This window comes from Saccharopolyspora elongata, from assembly GCF_004348985.1.
In the GTDB taxonomy this organism is placed as follows: domain Bacteria; phylum Actinomycetota; class Actinomycetes; order Mycobacteriales; family Pseudonocardiaceae; genus Saccharopolyspora; species Saccharopolyspora elongata.
Genome location: NZ_SMKW01000042.1, coordinates 35,284 through 55,355, shown reverse-complemented (window position 1 = coordinate 55,355; position 20,072 = coordinate 35,284). Strand labels below are relative to the sequence as shown.

Annotated in this window: 15 protein-coding genes; 5 read left to right on the top strand and 10 right to left on the bottom strand. The window is 71.1% G+C overall.

Features of this window, described 5'->3' with window-relative positions; genetic code table 11:
• Nucleotides 1-19: 19 nt before the first annotated feature.
• The 4 genes from E1288_RS27715 to E1288_RS27700 all read right to left on the bottom strand — a co-directional run bounded on the left by E1288_RS27715 (nt 20) and on the right by E1288_RS27700 (nt 3,586).
• A complete protein-coding gene (locus E1288_RS27715) occupies nt 20-1,543 on the bottom strand; it encodes an AMP-binding protein (RefSeq protein WP_132490065.1) in 1,524 nt (507 codons plus the stop codon).
• Nucleotides 1,540-2,292, bottom strand: a complete 753-nt coding sequence (locus tag E1288_RS27710) for an enoyl-CoA hydratase/isomerase family protein (protein WP_132490064.1) — start codon at nt 2,290-2,292, stop codon at nt 1,540-1,542. Before E1288_RS27710 ends, E1288_RS27715 begins: the two co-directional genes overlap by 4 nt.
• An 11-nt stretch (nt 2,293-2,303) precedes the next feature.
• Nucleotides 2,304-2,747: an acyl-CoA thioesterase gene (locus E1288_RS47215; RefSeq protein ID WP_165968285.1), complete on the bottom strand. Its 444-nt coding sequence runs from the start codon at nt 2,745-2,747 to the stop codon at nt 2,304-2,306.
• 137 nt (nt 2,748-2,884) lie between these two features.
• On the bottom strand, nt 2,885-3,586 hold the full coding sequence (locus E1288_RS27700; RefSeq protein WP_132490060.1) for a TetR/AcrR family transcriptional regulator: 702 nt from the start codon (nt 3,584-3,586) through the stop codon (nt 2,885-2,887).
• 167 nt (nt 3,587-3,753) lie between these two features.
• On the opposite strand from E1288_RS27700, the gene E1288_RS27695 reads away from it, so the two are divergent.
• The 4 genes from E1288_RS27695 (at nt 3,754) to E1288_RS27680 (ending at nt 8,709) form a co-directional block, all read left to right on the top strand.
• A complete protein-coding gene (locus E1288_RS27695) occupies nt 3,754-5,172 on the top strand; it encodes an amino acid permease (protein ID WP_132490058.1) in 1,419 nt (472 codons plus the stop codon).
• Nucleotides 5,173-5,253: 81 nt separating this feature from the next.
• The gene (locus E1288_RS27690; protein ID WP_132490057.1) at nt 5,254-6,015 is read left to right on the top strand and encodes an alpha/beta fold hydrolase; all 762 of its coding nucleotides are present in this window, start codon (nt 5,254-5,256) and stop codon (nt 6,013-6,015) included.
• Nucleotides 6,016-6,088: 73 nt separating this feature from the next.
• Nucleotides 6,089-6,535: a DUF3574 domain-containing protein gene (locus E1288_RS27685; protein ID WP_132490055.1), complete on the top strand. Its 447-nt coding sequence runs from the start codon at nt 6,089-6,091 to the stop codon at nt 6,533-6,535.
• Nucleotides 6,536-6,600: 65 nt separating this feature from the next.
• Entirely contained in the window at nt 6,601-8,709 is a 2,109-nt protein-coding gene (locus tag E1288_RS27680; protein WP_132490053.1) for a hypothetical protein, read from the top strand.
• On the opposite strand, the gene E1288_RS27675 is transcribed toward E1288_RS27680, so the two are convergent.
• From E1288_RS27675 to E1288_RS27665, 3 genes are all read right to left on the bottom strand, one after another.
• Complete coding sequence (locus tag E1288_RS27675; RefSeq protein ID WP_132490051.1) at nt 8,700-9,938, bottom strand: hypothetical protein; 1,239 nt, start codon at nt 9,936-9,938, stop codon at nt 8,700-8,702. The two genes, E1288_RS27680 and E1288_RS27675, sit on opposite strands and share 10 nt — an antisense overlap.
• Nucleotides 9,905-10,351, bottom strand: coding sequence for a hypothetical protein (locus E1288_RS27670; RefSeq protein ID WP_132490050.1), 447 nt, complete (start codon nt 10,349-10,351; stop codon nt 9,905-9,907). The genes E1288_RS27675 and E1288_RS27670 overlap by 34 nt, the downstream gene beginning before the upstream one ends.
• Nucleotides 10,352-10,475: 124 nt before the next feature.
• Nucleotides 10,476-15,215: a CHAT domain-containing protein gene (locus tag E1288_RS27665; protein WP_132490049.1), complete on the bottom strand. Its 4,740-nt coding sequence runs from the start codon at nt 15,213-15,215 to the stop codon at nt 10,476-10,478.
• Nucleotides 15,216-15,326: 111 nt separating this feature from the next.
• Between E1288_RS27665 and E1288_RS27660 the strand changes: the two genes are divergently transcribed.
• Nucleotides 15,327-16,127, top strand: coding sequence for an APH(3'') family aminoglycoside O-phosphotransferase (locus tag E1288_RS27660; RefSeq protein ID WP_132490048.1), 801 nt, complete (start codon nt 15,327-15,329; stop codon nt 16,125-16,127).
• Nucleotides 16,128-16,415: 288 nt separating this feature from the next.
• Here the strand turns inward: E1288_RS27660 and E1288_RS27655 are convergent, their stop codons facing one another.
• The 3 genes from E1288_RS27655 to E1288_RS27645 all read right to left on the bottom strand — a co-directional run bounded on the left by E1288_RS27655 (nt 16,416) and on the right by E1288_RS27645 (nt 20,069).
• Entirely contained in the window at nt 16,416-17,672 is a 1,257-nt protein-coding gene (locus E1288_RS27655) for an IS701 family transposase (RefSeq protein WP_132490046.1), read from the bottom strand.
• A gap of 157 nt (nt 17,673-17,829) precedes the next feature.
• Nucleotides 17,830-19,185: a vWA domain-containing protein gene (locus E1288_RS27650; protein WP_132490044.1), complete on the bottom strand. Its 1,356-nt coding sequence runs from the start codon at nt 19,183-19,185 to the stop codon at nt 17,830-17,832.
• Nucleotides 19,182-20,069 (bottom strand): AAA family ATPase, encoded by an 888-nt coding sequence (locus tag E1288_RS27645; RefSeq protein WP_132490042.1) that lies wholly within the window; start codon nt 20,067-20,069, stop codon nt 19,182-19,184. The genes E1288_RS27650 and E1288_RS27645 overlap by 4 nt, the downstream gene beginning before the upstream one ends.
• Nucleotides 20,070-20,072 lie beyond the last annotated feature (3 nt).

Genomic DNA, 20,072 nt, shown 5'->3' with positions numbered 1-20,072 from the left:
CAGCGCTGACCCGCGGAGATCACCAGGTGCGGCTGTCGTGGGTGGCCGCCTCCTCGTCGCGGAGCTCGGCGCGCAGGACGGCCTTGGCGACGCGTTCCGAGGCCGTCATCGGCAGCCGGTCGCGGAAGGTCCAGTAGCGCGGGACCTTGAAGTAGGCGAGCTGGGTGGCGCAGAAGTCCGCCAGCTCGCGCGGATCGCATGGCTCGCCGCGGAGGACGACCACCGCGTGCACTTCCTCGCCGCGCAACTCGTCCGGCTCCGGCAGGACCGCGGCCACCTCGACCGCCGGGTGCAGCTGCAGCACGCGCTCGACCTCGGCGGCGGCGATGTTCTCGCCGCTGCGGCGGATCATGTCCTTGGTGCGGCCCGCGTAGTAGACGCGGCCCTCGTCGTCCATCCGGGCCAGATCGCCGGTGTGGAACCAGCCCGCCCGGAAGGCTCGTTCGGTGGCGTCCGGATCGCGGAAGTAGCCGTGCATCAGGCCAGTGCCGCGGATGGCCAGCTCGCCGACCTCGCCGCGCGGCACCGGGGCGCCGTCGCCGTCGACGATCATGACCTCGCGGCCCGGCGCCGCCCGGCCGAGGCAGCCCGTGCCCACCGCGGCGTCGTGGTCCTGCGGGGTCATCCGGATGTCGCTGCCGGTTTCGGTCATGCCGAAGGCCTCGAACCACGGGACGCCCCACCGCCGTTCGAGCGCGGCGTGCAGGTTCGGCGGGATCGCCGAGGCGCTGATCGCGCGCACCCGGTGTGCCCGGTCGGCAGGTGACGGGGCCTGGTCGAGCAGCAGCTTCGGCATCAGGCCCAGGCAGTAGAACCACGTGACCCCGTGCTCGCGGACCTTCGCCCAGAACGTGGTGGGGTGGAACCGGTCCAGCACCACCAGCCGCGCCCCGGCGGCGAGGCCGAGCGCGACGTTCCACTGCGGATCGATGTAGTGGAACGGCTGGGCGGTGAGGATCGTGTCGCGGTCGTCGATGCCGGGGAAGCCGTCGACCAGGCCGGACGCGAGCGTGGTCCAGTAGCGGTGGGGGAGCGCGCAGCCCTTGGGGGCGCCGGTGGTGCCGGAGGTGTACTGGATGTTCGCCAGCGCCTCCGGTGTCGGCGGCGCGCACCGGGGCACTTCGGCCGCCGGGAGGTCGATCGCGTCGACGTCGAGGACCTGCCGCACCGAGGTGGCCTTCTGGACGCGGGCGAGCAGGTCCGCGTGCTCGGCCGTGGTCAGCACGACCCGGGCCTGCGAGTGCGCGAGCACGTGGGTGGCGTCGTACTCCTGGTAGCGGTTGTTGACCGGGACCATCGCCGCGCCCAGCTTGGCCGCGGCGAGCCAGCCGAGCGGGAATTCCGGGCGGTTGTCCATCATCACCGCGACGCGGTCGCCCGCCGCCACGCCCGATTCGGCCAGCAGCGCGGCCAGCGCGTCGCTGCGGCGGTCGATGTCGGCGAAGGAGAGTTCGCGGCCGGTTTGGTCGAAGGTCCACGCGGTGCGATCCGGCCAGCGCCGGGCCGCGTCGCGGACGAGGTCGACGAGGGTTTCGGCGTTCATCGGGCGTCTCCCGTCCGGTCGGCCGCGAGCTCCTCGGTGCGGATCGCGTGCCGGATCTCCAGTCGCAGCGCCGATTCGAGGGCGTGGTCGATGCCCGCGTCCAGGGCTTCCTTGGCCATGGCCAGGGTGGCGCGCGGCCGCTCGGCCAGCCGTGCCGCCCACCGGTGCGCGGTCTCCAGCAGCGCGTCGCCCGGGACCACCGTGTTGACCAGCCCGAGCCGGCTCGCCTCGGCGGCGTCGATGGTATCGCCGAACAGCAGGATCTCCTTGGCCTTGAGCGGGCCGACGAGCAGCGGCAGCAGCTTGGAGATGCCGCCGGTGACGCTGAGCCCGAGCCCGACCTCGGGGAATCGGAACCGGGCGTCCTCCGCGGCGATCACCAGGTCGCAGCAGAGGGCGAATTCCGCGCCCGCGCCGACGGCGTGCCCCTGCACCGCCGCGATGACCGGCGCCGGGCAGTCGCGGATCAGCCGCGTGACGTCCTGGATCCGGTCCAGCCGCGCCTGCACGGTCGCCGGATCCTCCGGCGGCGCCTTGAGGTCGTGGCCGGCGCAGAACGCGCGGCCGCGCCCGGTCAGCAGCACCGCGCCGACGCCCGCCGCGGTGACCGCGCCGAGCGCGGTGACGAGTTGTTCCACCAGGGCGGTGTTGACGGCGTTGAGGCACTCCGGCCGGTTGAGCCGGATGACGCCGACGTCGCCGGAGATCTCGGTCTCCACCACCGCACCGCCGGACTGGACTTCGGACAACGGCTTCCTCCTCAACTCTCGGATGAACGCGGGCCGTGCAGCTGGGTCGCGTGCCAGGAGCGCAGCCGCTGCGACCACGGCTGCGGCCGTCCGTCGGCGCCCACCTTCACGATGGTCCGGGTGCCGGTGGCGTTCGGTTCCCGTCCGCAGTGGAACGTCCAGGTCGCGCTGGTCCGGCCCAGCTCGGTGAGCTGCAGCCGGACGAGCAGGTCGCCCGCGCCGGTCACCGGCGCGTGGAACTCGATCTGGAAGGCGCGGACCACGTAGTGCAGGTCGGGGTGCCGACCGGCGATCGTCCCGGTGTCGTAGCCCGCGGCCGCGAACGCCGCCGTGGTCGCCCGCTCGACGTGCAGCGCGAACCGGGTGTTGTGCAGGTGCCCGTTGGGATCCAGCTCGTCGAAGTGCACCCGCGAGCGGTAGCGGATCGCCGGTGGGGTCCCGGTGCTGCCTGCCACGCCGCCTCCTCGCGCTCTGTCGATCGATCGATCGGTCGACAGCGTAGGATCGTCGCGGCGAGACCGCAAGACCGCCCGGAACGGGCGTGGCCCGGGTGGCGATGCCGCCACCCGGGCCACGCGTGGTGCCGCTCTGGTCAGTCGCGAGGCGCGCGGGCTCGCATCGACGGCAGGCGGATCTGCCAGATCTCCTCGATGAGGCCGTGGATCTCGGCGGCATCCGGCAGCGGTGTCGCGGCGGCGCGCTTCGCCGAGACGCCCAGCAGCTGCAGGGCCAGCTGCGCGTGCGCCGCGCCGATCGAGTCCAGATCCATCTCGCCGGACGGCGAGTACCACTTCGCCACGCCCGAGCACATCTCCAGCACCGCCATCCGCGCGAACCGCTCGTCGGGGACCGAGAAGACGCCGCGCCGGCAGCCGTCGGCGATCGCGTCGCGCCAGAAGTCCTCGTAGCGGTCGCGGATCTGCACCATGGTGTCGCGGCGCTCGGGGCCGAGGACGCCGATCTCGTTGTCCACCACGGTGGTCTCGTCGCGGTGCAGGGCGTGCGTGAGCACGTGGACGTGCACGAGCCGGGCGATGACCGCCTGCGGTTGCGCGGCTTCGGCCGATACCCGCTCGGCCGCGGTGATCAGCCGGTCCAGGGACGCCTTCATGATCGAGAAGAGCAGGTCTTCCTTGGTGCCCATGTAGTGGTAGAGGGTCGCCGAGGACAGCCTGGCGGCCTCGGCGAGTTCCCGGATGCCGGTGCCGTGGAAGCCCTGCGCGGCGAACAGCCGGACGGCGGCCTCCCAGACCTGGCGCTGGGTGTCGTCGCCCGCGCGGACCTGTGCGCTCATCTCGTCGTGCTCCGGATTCCTCGGTCGATTGATCGATCAGCCCGACCTGCACGGTACCGCCGGCGGAGCGGTGCGCCCGCGTCGCGCTCCTCTTGACCCCGCATCGGGGGAGAACTACGGTGCGACGCACCTCTCGATCGATCGATCGAACGAGCTTTGGAGGCGGGATGACCGATGACGCGACTTCCCTCCGGCGGGCCCGGCCGCTAGCCGACGGGGACCCCGGATCCTCGCCGGGCCTGCGGGCCGCTCTCGGCGACCGGCAGATGAGCATGATCGCGATCGGCGGCGTGATCGGCGCCGGGCTGTTCGTCGGCACCGGCAGCGTCGTGAACAAGGCCGGGCCCGCCTCGCTGGTGGCCTACGTGCTCTCGGGCCTGCTGGTCATCCTGGTCATGCGGATGCTCGCCGAACTGTCCGTGGCGGCACCACGAACCGGCTCGTTCGCCAGCTACGCCACGCGTGAGTTCGGCAGTTGGAGCGGCCTGGCCATCGGCTGGCTCTACGCGTACGCGTGGTGCGTCACCGTCGGCGTCGAGGCGGTGATCGGCGGCGGGCTGCTCCACGGCCTGGTGCCCGCGATCCCGGCCTGGGCCGCGGCCGTGGCATTCATGGTCGTGCTGACCGCCTCGAACCTGGTCGCGGTGCGCGCCTACGGCGAGGTCGAGTTCTGGTTCGCCCTGGTCAAGGTCATCGCGATCGTCGGGTTCCTGGTGCTCGGCGTGCTGGCGATCGCCGGACTGCTGCCCGGCGTCGAGGCGCCCGGCGGCCAGAACCTGTTCGAGCGGGGCGGATTCGCGCCGAACGGCTGGTACGCGGTGCTGCCCGCGCTGCTCGTGGTGACCTTCGCCTTCAACGGGGCCGAGGTCGTCACGATCGCCGCCGGCGAGGCGAAGCGCCCGGCGGAGGCCGTGCGCAAGGCCATCCGCTCCACGGTGGTCCGCATCCTCGTCTTCTACATCGGCTCGGTCGCCGTGATCGTCACCCTGCTGCCGCACGCCGAAGCCGGCATCACCGACAGCCCGTACTCCGCGGTCCTCGACCGGATGGGCATCCCGCACGCCGGGCTGATCATGGACATCGTCGTGCTCGTGGCGGTGCTGTCCTGCCTGAACTCCGGGATCTACACGGCGTCGCGCATGATGTTCGCGCTCGCCGGCAACGGCGACGCACCGCGCCTGCTCGCGCGCTCGAACTCCGCGGGCGTGCCGGTTCCGGCGGTGCTGCTGGTGGCGCTGGCCGGGCTGATCACCGCCGGGGCGAACTACTTCGTCAGCACGGCGGCGGTTTTCGACTTCCTGGTGGACTCCAGCGGCTCGGTGATCATCCTGCTCTACCTGTGCATCGCGGCGACGCAGCTGCGCAGCCGCGCCAGGGCGGCGCGCGAGGGCCGCGGCCTCCAGGTGCGCATGTGGGGCTACCCGTACCTGTCGTGGGGCGTGATCGCGGCGCTGGTGGCGCTGTTCGCCCTGCTGGCCTTCGACCCATCGACCCGGCGATCGTTGCTGCTCACCATGGCGGTGGCGGCAGTCGCGGTGACCGTCGGAGTGCTGCGGCAACGCCGGAAATCCCACCCCGCCAGCTGAATCCGCCGACGGCGCGCCGGGCCGCCCGAGGTTGACCGGTGCGCCATGCTGGTGTCCGGAACTTCTCCGTTGGAGGTGGGAATGCCTGCTGGGCGTGAGGAAGTCGGCGTCGGGGAGCACCCGGTCATCGCGCTGCACGGTTGGTTCGGTTCGGGCCGTGCTTGGCGGCCGTTGCAGCCGCACTTGGACGGCACCCGTTTCCGGTACGTCTTCCCGGACTACCGCGGGTACGGCGGCCGGGTCGGCGAACCCGGTGCGCACACGCTCGAAGAGGCCGCCGGGGACGTGCTCGCGCTCGCCGACGAGCTCGGCTTCGACCGGTTCTCGTTGGTCGGCCATTCGATGGGCGGCGCCGTCATGCAGCGCGTCCTGGCCGACGCACCCGATCGGGTTCGCGCCATGGTGGGCGTTTCGCCGGTGCCCGCCGGCGGTGTGCCGTTCGACGAACAGGGCTGGGCGCTGTTCTCGGGCGCCGCCGCCGACGCCGGGAACCGGCGGGCCATCATCGACTTCACCACCGGCAACCGGCTGACCGGGGTGTGGCTGGACGCGATGGTGCGCCACTCGCTGGACTCCTCTGATCCGCGGGCCTTCGGCGACTACCTGTCGGCGTGGGCCAAGGCCGACTTCCAGGCCGAGATCGACGGCCGCGAGCTGCCGGTCAAGGTCATCGTCGGCGAGCACGACCCGGCGCTCGGCGAGTCGACGATGCGCGAGACGTTCCAGCGGTCGTACCCCGGCTGCGAGCTGGACGTCCTGCGCAACGCCGGCCACTACGCGATCGACGAGACCCCGGTCGCCCTCGCCACCAGCATCGAGACCTTCCTCGCGAAGGCCGAATAGTCGCGGTGCGCCCGTGCATCCGGGCCGATATCCTCCGGTCGACCCGTTTATCCACTGTGGATGGAGAGCCCGGATGATCAAGTCGCCTGTTCGCCTGACCGCCGCAGTGCTGGCCGCCGGGCTCATCGGAGTGGGTGGCCCGGTGGCCTACGGCGCCCTCGGCGACGGGGCGCCGTCCGAGCGGGCCGGCGCGGCGTACCTGGAGACCAGCCTGTTCTTCGGCACCGCCATGCCCGGCGGCGGCGAGCCGGTGTCGGACGAGCAGTTCCACGCGTTCGTCGACGAGGTCGTCACGCCGCAGTTCCCGACGGGGCTGACGGTGCAGGACGGGTACGGGCAGTACCGCGACGCGCATGGCGTGATCGAGCGGGAGAAGTCGTTCGAGCTGGTCCTGCTGTACCCGGTCGCCGAGTACGACGCGAACGACCCGAAGATCGAGGGCATCCGGGAGGAGTACAAGAAGCGGTTCGCGCAGGAATCGGTGGCGCGCGTCGACGACCGCACCGCCGTCGACTTCTGACGGCCGCCGCGGGAAGTCCGTGACATGCCGGATGTCGGCCATCACGAAGCGTTACCCTGGCCCGGGTGATCTCGGCGGGAGGGGAGCGGACGATGGCCGACGGCGGCAATCGGTTCGACGGCACGGCGGATGCCGTCGTGCAGGCGCGCGATATCTACGGTGACGTCTACCAGTACGCGCCGAGCAGCCCCAAGGCGCCGCCACGCCAGGTTCCGCCGCCGAGCCGGTTCTACACGAACAACGAACGGCAGCTGGCGGAGATCACCAAGTTCCTCCGGCCCTGCGAGGCCCGGGATCACCAGCGGCCGGGCCTCGTCGTGCTCCGCGGCGATCCCGGCGGCGGTAAGAGCGCGACGGCCTACCAGTGGATTCACGAGTATGGCAAGCACTACCAGGACGGCTTGTTCTACGCCTCCTTGACTGCCGGAACACGCGAAACAGGCCTGGAGAGCGAGGCGTTGCACAACTGGCTCCTCGGCGTGGGTTACGCGCGGGACCAGATCCCGGCGACATTGGACGGTCGTGCCGCCCTCTATCGGTCGTGGAGCACCGACAAGCGCGTGGCGGTCGTGATCGACGATGCGATCAGCGCGGCTCAGGTCCGTGCTTTGCTGCCGGGGATGGGCAATTCGGCTGTGCTGGTGACCGAGGCGCGTTCGCTGGGCGCGTTGCGGGCGCGCGATGGAGCCGAGTTCGTTCCGCTCGACCCGTTGTCGGCGGAGTCCGCGCGGCTGCTCGTGTTCCGGATCGTCGGCGAGACCCGGGATCTGGCACGGGAATCTGAGCAGGTCGACGAGTTGATCGGCCTGTGCGAAGGCCAGACCACCGCGCTGTGCGTTGCCGCTTCGCTGCTGGTGGAGTTCCCGGACCGGCCGGTGGCCCGGTGGGTGCGGGAACTCTCGCGGGAAGGCAGGCGCCTGGCTGCGCTGTCCCGCGACGAGAACCTGTCGGTGCTGGCAGTTTTCAACACCGCTGTGGGGCGTCTCGACGAGCGTGCCCAGCAGGTGTACGCGGCGTTCGGGCAGCATCCTGGAACGGGTGATGTGAGCCTGGCGGCGTTGTCGGTCGCCGTCGCCTTCGACGAGGAGGACGTTCAGGATGCGCTGGACCGGTTGTGCGCCGCGCACCTCGTCCGGGAAGTCGGAGAGGACCGCTACTTCGCCTACAGCCTGATCCGCGAGCACGCCCGCGCCCGTTTCCCCGATGCCGCCGCGATGCGAGTCCGGTTCGAAGAGTTCTACCTGCGTAAAGCCATCGCCGCCGGCCACGCGGTGCAGCCCAAGCGCGGTTGGCTGGAGAAGTTGTGGCCGGAACTGCTCGCCGAGCTGGCCGACAGCAGCGGCGATGGATGGGGTTGGCTGGACGCCGAGCGGGCAAATGTACTCGCCGTCGCCCGCGGGCTTCACAGCAGCGGCAGCGAGCAGCTTTGCCAGCTGGCCGTGGCGTTGTGGCCGTTTCAGGAGCAGGCCAAGTACGTCGAGGACATGGACGTCCTCAACAAGAACGCCGCCGAGGTGGCCGTCGAGCGCGACTTGACCTTCGCTAAGGGACTCGCCGTTGTCCAGCGCGGATTCGCCTTCCGGACCCGGGGCGAATACGACAAGGCGGCGACGCTGTTCGCCGAAGGCGAGGAGCTGGCTCGCCAGAGTGAGCGTGTCGACCTGGCCGCCACCGCTGTGGAATCGCTCGGCATCAGCCTGCGGGACCAGGGTGACCGCGGCGAAGCGCGGACCGCCTTGCGGCGGAACCTGGAGATGGCTGAGGTGCTGGACGATCCGCGGCGCACGGCGCTGGCGCGGATGCACCTGGGCTCTGTCGATGAGCCCGAGGCCGGTGTGCGGTTGCTCGACCAGGCGCTCGGCGCGTTCGAGGAACTCGGCGAGGGTTACAACGCGGCGAAAACCAGGATGTGGCGCGGGAAGCGGCACACCGAGCTCCGCCGGTACGCCGACTCGGAAGCCGACCTGATCTCGGCCCTGGCGTACATGACCGCTCACCACAAGCACTTCGACCGGGCGCAGATCCTGCTCTTCTTCGGCGAGAACGCGCACGCGGCCGGTGATGCGGCGGCTGCGCGGCAGCACTTCATGGATGCCCTGGCGCTGTGCCGGATGCGGGGTTTTGCCGAACTCGCGCAGCGGGTGCAGGGCCGGCTCGACGAGGATCAGTCCTGAGCGCGCACTTCGAGCCGGATCGGCTCGATCCGGCGGCCGAGCCGGATTCGGGTCAGCTCAGGTAGATCCCGCAACGACCTGTCGGCGCACAGCCAGGCGTGCACGAGGGCGGCGCAGACCGGCCCGAGGTCGTCGGCACCGCGCCAGCGCACCACCGGCAGGTCGGTGCCGGTGACGATCCACGCACCGGCGCGGTCCCGGGTCGCGCCCAGCAGACAGCCGGGGAGCCTGGCCAGTGACGGACGGATCCACGCCAGGGGATCGTCGTGCCGGTCGTCGTCGACGAGCACCTCGGCGAGCTCCAGCCAGCGGCGGTCCGGCTCGGCCGAGTCCGTCACCAGGATGCCGTCGCGAATCGAGTCCAACGCGGCGGCGGGGAAGCGGACGGCCGACGCGCCGTGCTCGTCCAGCCGCAGCCGCACCAGTTGGCTGCCGACCGTCGGGACGTCCACTGCGGGCAGTGGGACGGCCGCGGAATCCGCTGGAGCGGCGGGTTCTTCCAGTTCCAGGCGGGTGTAGACCTCGGCGCGCAGTAAAGCGGCCGACTCTCCCGGAGCTGACGTGGCCAGCTCGGTGATGTCCGCGTATCGCGCGGCCGAATGGTCGCCGATCGCGTCCTCCAGCTGCTCCAGCAGCGCGGCGTGTTCGTCGAACCGCGGTGCCGTGCGCAGCAGGGCGGCGATCGGGGAAGCCGCATCGACCGTTTCTTCCGGCCAGGCCGCCAGCAGGACCGGTGTGCCGAGCGCGGCGGAGTAGAACGTCACCGAACCGTGGTCGCCGATGGTGACATCCGCGGCGACCAGCGCCGCGCGCCAGCCTTCCTCCGGCGGCAGCACCACCACTCCGGCGCGGGCGCATTCGGCGAGCCACATGCGGACCTGCCACGGCGAATGCCCGTGCCAGATGTTCGGGTGCAGCGCGACGACGATGCGGTACTCGTCCAGCGGCAGCTCCCGGGCGAGGCGGAGCACCAGCGACGGGTGCTGCCCGAACAAGGAAGCGCCGCCCCAGGTCGACGAGACGACAACGCAGCGCTGTTCCGGCCTGATCCCGAAGCGGTGCCGGTAGGCGTCGCGCAGCGGGCGGCCCGCCAGCATCCGGTCGAAGCAGGGATCGCCCGCCACCAGCGCCGCTTCGAGGGCGGCCGGGCAGTACCGCGCCAGCCGGTCGCGCTGCTCGTGGTGCGACAGCACCGCTACCGACGGGACGAGCTCACCGTCGTGCAGCAACCACGCATCGGAAAGACCGAAAACCGGATTCTTGGATTCTTGGATTCTTGGATTCTTGGATTCTTGGATTCTTGGATTCTTGGATTCTTGGATTCCAAGAATTTATTGTAGCCCATTCCGTGGGGCAGAACGATCAATGGTGCGCGGATTTCGTGCTGCGGTCCGCCGTAGCTGGCCGACACGGCGAGGTCGAAGGAGTCCGAGGTGGCCGTCTCCCAGTCGACCGGCGTGATCTCGCGACCGGCGAGGAATTCCGCGGTGCCGGTGGTGAAAGCGCTGGATCCGATGCAGGTGAACACCGTCTGGATGCGTGGGTCGCCGGCCCAGAGCGGGACCACGTCGAGCAGTCGCGTGGCGCGGTGACGTTGTGCACGACCACCAGCACTCGCCGGGCCGTCGAGACGGTTCGCCACTGCCTGCCCGGCTCCCCGATCAGCAGGTCATCCCACTTCAGCGCAGACACCACGCCATCCTATCCGCCGCTTCGCCCGAGCAACCGTCAGTCTGCCATCGCCGACGGTGGTCCATAGTGGACGTTCAGCGGCCGTGGTAGGTGAATGCCGCCCAGCGCATCGGTGGCGTCGGGTCGATTTCCGCGAAGTGCTCGGTCAGTTCCGCCGGTGCCCCCGGGATCGGTCGGCGGTCGGGGTCGAGCATCCACAGCTGGGCGGCGCGCAGGGCCCCCGCCGGGTCGGGGTGGCTCGTGTTCAGGTGGTGGTGGAACACGATCATGAACATCGCCGTGGCCAGGTCGTCGATCTCCCACTTGGTGCCGACCACGCCGCTGGCTCCCGCGGCGAGGAACGCCGTGGCCAGGGTCAGGACCTCGTCGTGCGCGCGGATGGTCAGGTCGCTGGCGCAGGCGGCGAGCACGACCAGCGCGGCGTGCGGTCCGCTCTCGTGGTGCTGGCGCAGGATGTCGCGCACCGGCAGGGCCCGGCCCGCGCCGAGCCGCAGCGCGGATTCGACCGGGATCTCGGCCTGATCGGCGTGGCAGCTCAGGTGCAGCAGCGACGCGCCCGGCAGCGCGGCCAGGACGTCCTCCGGCGTCGGCACCGAGCGGCGGCGCGGGCCCGGGCGGCCGAGGTAGCTGCCGTCCGGGTAGTGGGAGTCGTGGATGTGCCCGAGTTCGTGCCGGGTCCAGTGCAGTTCGGGCGTGCGCACCAGGACCGGTTTGTGCGGCCAGGGCCGCGGGTGCCGGCGGGCCGCCTCCACGAACTGGCGCGCCGAGGCGGCGTATGCGATGACGACGTCCTGGCAGGCGTAGCGGATGTCGCCGGCCGGTGCCCGGCGGCGGGCCGCGTGCCACGGCACGACGGTGAACTTCCCGGTCGGCACCAGCACGATCCGGGGCGTGCCGGGGTCGTCGAGCCACTCCAGGAGGGGTTCGAGAGCGGCCTCCCACGCCCAGTCGCACACAGCCTCCAGCGCGGCCTGCCACGGCTGCTGCGCCGCTGCGCCGACGCTGGCGAGTTCTTGCTGCAGCAGGTCGAAGTGCCGGGCCGCCTCGTGGTGCTCGGACAGCTGCGGGCAGGGGAGCCGGTGGATGCTCCCGTGATCGGTGACCAGCACCGCCTCCCTTTCGATCAGGTACACCAACGCCCGGGTCTGCCGTGCCCGCAGCGCCGCGCCGATGTCGGCCAGCGCCGTGGCCGAGACCAGTTTCTCTTCCGCGTCAGTGCCTTCGAGCGCTTGGAGCACCTTGCGGCGTAGGTCGCTGGGCAGCGGGCTCTTGGTCAGGTCCGTCCGCTCGGCATGGGTGTCCCACGGCTGCTGGTGGTCGACCTCGGCCTCCCAGCGATCCGCCAGCTCGGGACTTCCGTTGCCGCGCAACAACTCCGGCATGCTCGCCGCGGTGGTGGCGGCGTGCAGCACCATTCCGCGCCCCAGCTCCAGCGCCCGGATCGCGGACTCCGGTCGTTCCGCGTCGAGGCACCTGCGCGCGGTGCGCACGGCCCTGCCGGCCGCATCCGCCGCGGCGTGCATCGCGCGGCCGGGGCTGGACTGCAGCAGAACGCCGCGGGCGCGCACCCGAAGCGCTTCCAGGCTCGTCTCGATCGCCCGCTGCCGGTCGCCGCGCTCCAGATCGTCGCGGTGCCGGTAGTTCATCGCGAGCAGATCCAGGTCGCTGGCCAGGAAGTCGCTGGATCCCGAGCGGAAATCGGCGACCAGCCGCTCCAGCCCTTCGATGGCGGGTCCGAGGGCGTCCGGCGACATGCCGCGCGCGAAGCGGGCCTGCCGCCCGAACGTCAGCAACCGCATTGCCAGGTGCCGGTCGTGCGCCGGGCGCACCGGAGCCTCGACGACCTCCGCGAGCACCTCCAACCCGTAGTCCGCCAGCTCCAGATCTCCCGAGACCAGGCCGAAGCTCATGCAGAGGCTGGCGGCGCCGATGTTCTCGGTGGCGTAATCGGCCCGGGCCCGCGGCAGCCGCCGGGCCGCGTCCAGGGCCTCGCGGGCGCCGTCGAGGTCGATCTTCCCGGTGAAGCGACCGGCGGTTCGCCGCCTCAGCTCGCGGACGAGGGCGATGCCGTCGGACACCCGAGCTTGCACCTCGGGTTCGAGGCCGGCCGTCACCTCATCGACGCCGTCGGCGAGGGAGTCCAGCTGCTCCGCCGTCGGCAGGAGCTCGCGGTAGAGGGGGACCATGCCGAGCAGCCGCACCGAGGCGGTGATCCTGGCTATCCACCGGATGCGGTCCTCCGGGACGAACCCCTCCAGGGCCGGGCGCAGGTCGCGGAGCACGACGTCCGGTTCGCCGATGGAGCTCTCCGCGACCCGGGCGGACACGTCGTTGATCAGGTTGGCGAGCGAGCTGCCGTCCGGCGCGTAGTATCCGGCGGCTTCGACGTCCTCGCGGTTGCCCGTCAGCGCGAAGCGCACCAGGAGCATGCTGCCCAGGGTGGGCCCGAAGTCCATCCGCATCTCGTGCTCGGCGGGCAGGAGTTCGGTCGCGCGCTGGATGTGGCCGAGCGTCTCCTCCACGGACTCCAGGTCCACCTCCGCCTTCTCGTCGAAGGCGAGCAGGGTGTGGCTGAACCCGGCGGCGATGTTGTCCGACGGGTACTCGCGCACCACCTCCTCGGCGAGCGCCCTGATCCGGGCCAGCGCGTCGGCGGGAACCTCGCCGTCGCGGCGGGCCTGCGTCAGCAGCGCCCCGGCCAGCCCGGCGAGCGCCTCGGCGCGCTCCGGATCGTCGTTCGGCATCGCGTTGACCTGCTGCTCCTGCCAGCCGACCAGCTCCGCCATCTCCTCGGTGCTCAACCCGGGCACCCCCTCGGCGGACAGCCGCTGCATGGTGACCAGCAGGCGGACCGGGGATTCGAACGGGAGGCCCGCCGTGGCGGCACTGATCAACCGGTCGGCGTCGTCGCCCGCCAGTGCCGACTTGACGGCGCGGATGGCTTCCAGTTCCGCCGCGGTCAGCGCACCGTCCCCGTCGTCCTCGGAGACAGTGGCCAGGTCGTCGAGCGCGGCGGCGAGATCCTGCTTCTCGTCGGTGTTCCTCGCCCAGACGAGCAGTCGCAGCGCTGCGAGTTCGGGGCTCGACGCGTCCGCCGACACCGCGGCCAGGTGCCGCCGGGCCGTGGGGAGTTCGGCTTCGTCCAGGTAGCCGACGATCTCGTCGAGCTGGTCCACGCCGAGCCGCTGCTGGCGGTGTTCGGTGGGCAGGTTCTTCGACAGCGCGAGGAACGCGATCCCCGTGTGGCAGGTGTCGCGCAGGCGGGTGCTGATATCGGTGCGCTGCAACGCTTCTTCGAACGTCGCGATGGCGTTCTGGCGGTCGTCCTCGCCCCCTCCCAGCATGGTGAACCGGGCGAGCTGCATCGTCGCGCGGGCCATCGCCGCGCGGCGGCGGAGTTCGCCTTCGGCGAGCCCGGGAAGCGCGGTGTCCAGGTCGGCGATCGCCTCGTCGACGTGGTCCGGCTCGTCTGAATCGGCCACCAGCTTGGCGATGATCATGCCGCTGCGCGCGAAGATCTCCGCGCTGCCCGGGGCACCGGCGGTCAGCAGCGGGCGCAGCTCGCGCAGGAGATCCACAGCGAGGCGCAGGTCGCCGCGCAACGAGTGGGCCAGGGCGAGTTGGTAGAGCGGGAGAATCGTCTCGTGATCGTGGAGCGCCGCCATGCTCGTGGCGATCTCGATCGTCCTGGTGGGGTCGCCGTCGGTCAGGGCGGCGCGTTCCAGCAGAAGGGCGGAGATCGCGAGCAGGTCGCCGGTGACAGATTCCGCGTCAAGAGCCGAGATCACCTTCCGGCGCAGCGCGCCGATGGCTTCGTCGAGCTCGGCGAGCCGGGGGACCGGCACGGCCGGAGGCGGGTCCGACGAAAACGCGGCCCGGAGCACGACCGACCGGTACCTGCCGGGATCGCCGTCCGGGGCGTGCTCGATCAGCGTCCCCAGGTCCGCGGCCAGGACGTCCCAGTCCTGCGGTGTGGTTTCGGGTCCCTGCGCGAGCACGACGCCGACCCGCGCGGCGGCGACGTCCGGCGTCGCGATCAATTCGGCGGAGAGCGCGTCGAGATGCCCTCGCACGGCGCGGAGTTCGGACTTCGGCAGGCCGTTGACCAGCTGCCCGAACTGTTCGTCGGTGAGCTCCGCCCGGCGCGAGGCGGGCGGCAGGTCCTTGAGCAGGATGAGCAGGGCGAGCTCGCGGTGGCAGACGTCGCGGAACTGGACTTCGGGCCACACCAGGGATTCGGTGAACGCCGCGACCGCACGCCGGTGATCGTCGTCATCGCCGCCCAGCGTGCGGAACCTCGCAGCCCACAGCTGGGCGCGGGTCAGCACGGCACCGCGCCGCAGGTCGCCGTCCGGGAGCTCGTCGATGGCGATGTCCAGATCCGCGATCGCCGCGGCGAAATCGGCCGGGTCCGCCAGCCGGACCACCGCATCGGCGATGATCAGCGCGCTGCGGGCGCAGATCTCGGCGCGCCCCGGGTGTTCTGCGGTGAGCAGCGCCCGCAGCTGCCGCCAATATCCCGCGGCGGCGCGCAGATCGTCCTCGCCGTGGTGGGCCGCGCGCAGCAGGTGCGCCAGGCAGAGGTCGTAGAGCGGCGGGATGCGCGCGGGGGAGTGCTCGTCGAACGCCCCGGCCAGCCAGTCGGCGATGGCGATCGCCTCGGTCGGCTCCGCGCCGTCCAGTTCGTCGCGCTGCAGCAGCAGTTCCACCAGCTGGATGCTGGCGTAGTAGCGCTGCTCGTCGCTGAGGTCGCCCTGCAGCTCTTCGCGCAGCGCGGCAATCGCTTCGGTGAGTTCCGCCGGAACCTCGCTCATCCTTGCTCCCTGCTACAGCACCCTCGGACCAAGCTAGCGCCTCTCGATCAATCTCCGACCCGGATTCGACCACGCGACACCGCATTCCCGGTCTCCGATAGGATCGGGCATATGTCCGAATCGTTGCGCGTCGTGCTTCCCGCCGGCCACGAGTGGCATCCCGTCCTGGGCGGGGAGTCGGGTGCCGGCACCTTCCGCTCCGCGGACGGCTCGCGCTACGCCAAGTGCGTCGCGGCTGACCAGGCCGGAGAACTCGAACAGGAACGGGACAAGGCCGAATGGCTTTGCACCAACGGGATTCCCGGCCCCCGCGTCCTCGACTGGAGCGCCGGCGACGAGGGCGCGTGCCTGGTGACGAGCGCGGTGGCGGGCGTGCCCGCGGATGCGGTTCCGGCCGAAACCCTCGCCCGCGCCTGGGAATCCATCTCCGATGCCGTGCGACGCCTGCACGAGCTGCCCGCCGGCTCCTGCCCGTTCAGCCGCGACCTGTCGAAGATGTTCGCGATCGCGCAGGACGTCGTCGCCCGCGGCGCGGTCAATCCCGAGTTCCTCCCGGTGGAACAGCAGCAGGAGGAGCCCGTCGTGCTGCTCGCGGACCTGGCCCCGCAGCTGCCGCAGCGGCTCGAACAGGAAGCCGCGGAGACCGTGGTCTGCCACGGAGACCTGTGCCTGCCCAACATCATCCTCGACCCGGACGCGCTGGAGGTGGCGGGTTTCATCGACCTCGGCAGGCTCGGCACGGCCGACCCCTACGCCGACATCGCGCTGCTGCTGGCCAATTCCCGCGAAACGTGGCCCGACGAGAGCAGCGCGTCCGTCGCGGACGAGACCTTCGCCCGCCGGTACGGCATCGAGCTCGACGCCGACCGGCAGCGGTTCTACCTGCACCTGGACCCGCTCACCTGGGGCTGAGCGCAGAAGCTGTTTCCAGGCTCGTTTTGCGTGGCGGTGCGGGTGGCGGCCCCCTGCGGGAATTACGGTCGCCTTCTCGCTGCGGGATCCCCGACTCATGAATGACCAATTCACCACGTCGGGGCTGTCCTCGCGAGAAGACACCTGAGAACCCGCGGCGGTGCAAGCTGCGAGGGTGGGTTATTAGGGCTTTGTTAGTTCGTCACGGTGGTTGTTGGTAGCAGGTGGGGCATCGGCCTGTCCAGGTGGCCAGGAGTACCTGGAGTGTTTGGAGGATTGTGTAGAGGGTCAGGCCGCCCCAGGTGCTTTTGGGCTTGTCAGGCGGAGTTCGGTGAGGAACAGGTGCGCGGCGGAGGTGAGGGTGACGTGGCGGTGCCAGCCGGTGAAGGAGCGGCCTTCGAAGTGGGTGAGCCCGAGCCCGGTTTTGAGTTCGCGGTAGTCGTGTTCGATGCGCCAGCGGAGTTTGGCCAGTCGCACCAGGGTTTTGATCGGTGTGGTGGCGGGCAGGTTGGAGATCCAGTACTCGGTGGGTTCGGGTTCGCGGGGTGGCCATTGGGCCAGCAGCCAGGTTTCGGGAAGGCTGCCGTCGTCTGCTCGGGGGATGTCGCGGTTGGCGGGCCGGATGCGCAGTGCCAGGAACCGGGAGCGCATCGATGCGGTGGGGTTACCCCGGGTCTTTTTGGTGCCCTGACGCCAGGTGACCTGCCGCAGACTGCCGCGTCCGGCGGCCAGAGCCAGCTCGCGCAGCGAGGCCGGCGCGCCGGGGTAGCGAGGGGCCGCCCGTATGCCCCGCCCGGCATAGGGCACAGCCACGGGCACGGCCGTGGCCGGATGGGCACTGATCGTGTCCCGGGCCGACATCACATAGGACAGGCCCCGTTCGGCCAGCTCGCACCGCAACACCGTGTTGTCTCCGTAGGCGGCGTCGGCCAGCAGGACCGGCGGGCGCAGGCCCCAGGCGAGGAGTTCGTCGATCATCTCCAGCGCCAGGCGCCATTTCGGGCGGTGCCCTTCCTTGCCCGGTATCGCGCACCGATGGCGCCGGATGGCGATGCGTTCGGCCTCCACACCGGTGGCGAGGTCGTCGTCCCAGCTTTCCGGAAGGAACAACCGCCAGTTCAGCGCCGCCGAGCACCGGCTGGTGACGGCGTGCACGCTCACCGCGATCTGACAGTTCGTGACCTTGCCCGCGGTGCCGGTGTACTGGCGGGCCACTCCCGGCGAGGCATTCCCGTCCTTTTCGTGCCCGGTGTCATCCAGCGCCCACGCCTCCGGCGTGACCACCTCCACCGCCCGGGCCGCCAACCGCCGGCGCACCGCCGCGTAATCCCACGTCGAGGAAGTGATGAACTGCTGCAACCGCTGATGATCCACACCGAGCCGCTCGGCCATCGGCTGCATCGACTTCCGCCGCCCGTCCAGCATCAGTCCCCGCAGGTACAAGCCACCATTAAGCCGCTGCTCACGACGCGCGAACGACACGAACATCTCACCAGCGAAATCCTCCAAACGACCCCGAACGACATCCAACTCAGCAGCATCCACACCAAGATCATCCCGCACGAGATCAACAACTAACAAAGCCCTACTAAGCGGCTGCGCCGCTTCAAAGACAACGACCCCGCGCTACCACACCTCACACCACGACATCCAAAACAGCCTCTTTAGCACCCCAAAACGCTCACGGGTGCGGAACTGCCGTTCAGACCGGGAGCAGGCGGGCGACCAGTTCGCTGAGGCGGCGGGCGTTGCGGCACTGGTGCATCTCGACGACCCCGGCGTAGGCGTGGGCCGCCGAATCGCCGGTCGACCAGCGGGCCGTCGGCTCGGGGTTGAGCCAGAACACGCGGCGCGCCCGGTCGACGACCTGCCCCAGCGCGGCCAGGTTCGGGTCCCAGCCGTTGGTGCGGGCATCGCCGAGGACCAGCACGGAGGTGCGCGGGCCGACCGCGTCCAGGTGGCGTTCGGCGAACTCGCCCAGGGCGGCCCCGTAGTCGCTGCTGTCGTGCCATCCGGTCACCGCCGCCTCGGTGAGGATGCGGCGGCCGAGCTCCACCGGGTCGGCCGAGCCGCCGGTGATCAGGCCGGTCACCTCGTCGGTGCGGTTGACGAAGGCGAACACCCGGACCTTGCTGAACTGGTCGTGCAGCGCTTGGACCAGCAGCATCGTGAAGTTCGCGAAGCCCGCCACGGACCCGGAAACGTCGCACAGCAGCACGATTTCCGGCCGCCCGGGCCGGCGCCGCTGGTAGGCCGGACGCAGCGGCACGCCTCCGGTGGACAGCGAACGGCGCAGTGTCCGGCGCAGGTCGATCCGGCCGCGAGCGGCCTGCCGGCGGCGCGCCGCGAGCCGGGTGGCGAGCTTGCGGGCCAACGGCTGCACTGCGCGGCGCAGGTCGGCGAGCTGCTCTCGCCCGGCGTTGAGGAAGTCGATCTGGTCGGCGCTCGGCGCGATGGCGTGCTTCGCGATCTGCTCCGTGCCGCGCAGTTCGGCCGAGCGGCGCCGGGCATCGGTGCGCACCCGGTTGCGGAAGTCCTCGATGCGCCGGCGGATCTCGTCCCGGTCGAGCCGGTCGGTGAAGTCGGCGGCCTCGCCGGCCCGCATCGCGGCGAGCACGCGCGCCAGCAGTGTCTGCGGCTGCAGCCGGTCGAGCGTCTGGTGCGCGGACCAGCCCTGCGGCCCGTCGCCCGACCCGAAACGGCCGAGCGCGTCCACCGCTTCACCGGCGAGCTGGGTCATCGCCGACCGGTCGTTGGCGGCGAGCGCCTCGATCAGCCGCTGCTCCAGATCCTGCTCGTCCCCGGTTCCTTCGGGGCGGCCGACGCCGAGCGGGAAGTAGAGGTCGAAGGTCGCGTCGAACACCGCGCGCTGCCGGTCGGTGCGCAGCAGCGCGGCGGCGAGGCCCTCGCGGATGCGCTCCCGGTCGGCCAGTCCGAGCACGTCCAGCGCGGCGGCGGCATCGACGGTTTCGCCCGGCCCGATGCGGATGCCGTGGGACCGCAGCGCCTGGGCGAACCCGGTCAGCCGCTCGGGGAGGCCGTTGATCGGCTCGGTCATCCCACGGTCAGCTTCTCGGCGGCCTTGTGGACGTCGTCCTGGTGCTTGAGGATCACGCCGAGGCTGTCGCGGACGATCGCCTCGTCCAGGCTGTCCGCGCCGAGGGCGAGCAGCGTGCGGGCCCAGTCGATGGTTTCGGCCACCGACGGCGCCTTCCGCAGCTCCATCCCGCGCAGCGCGCCGACCACCTCGACCAGCGAATCGGCCAGCGCGTCGTCGAGCCCGGGCACCTTCAGCCGGACGATCCGCTGCTCCAGCTCGGCGTCGGGGAAGTCGATGTGCAGGAACAGGCAGCGGCGGCGCAGCGCCTCGGAGAGCTCGCGGGTCGCGTTGGAGGTGAGCACCACGAACGGGCGGCGCGCCGCGGTGATCGTGCCCAGTTCGGGCACCGTCACCTGGAAGTCGCTGAGCACCTCCAGCAGCAGCCCCTCCACCTCGACGTCGGCCTTGTCGGTCTCGTCGATCAGCAGCACCGTCGGCTCCTCGCCGCGGATGGCGGTCAGCAGCGGCCGGGCGAGCAGGAACTCCTCGCTGAAGATGTCGGTGCGCGCCTCGTCCCAGGTCTCGTCGCGCCCGGCGGTGATCCGCAGCAGCTGCTTGGCGTGGTTCCACTCGTAGAGCGCGCGGGCCTCGTCGACGCCCTCGTAGCACTGCAGCCGGACCAGGCGAGCGCCGCCGACCTGCGCGACGGCCTTGGCCAGCTCGGTCTTGCCGACCCCGGCCGGGCCCTCCACCAGCAGCGGCTTGCCGAGCCGGTCGGCCAGGAACACGGTGGTGGCTACGGCGGTCGAAGCGAGGTAGCCGGCCTCGGCCAGCTTCGCGGACACGTCGTCCACGGACGAGAAGAACCCGGTCCCGGCCGCTGGTGCGCCGCCATCGGTCATGCC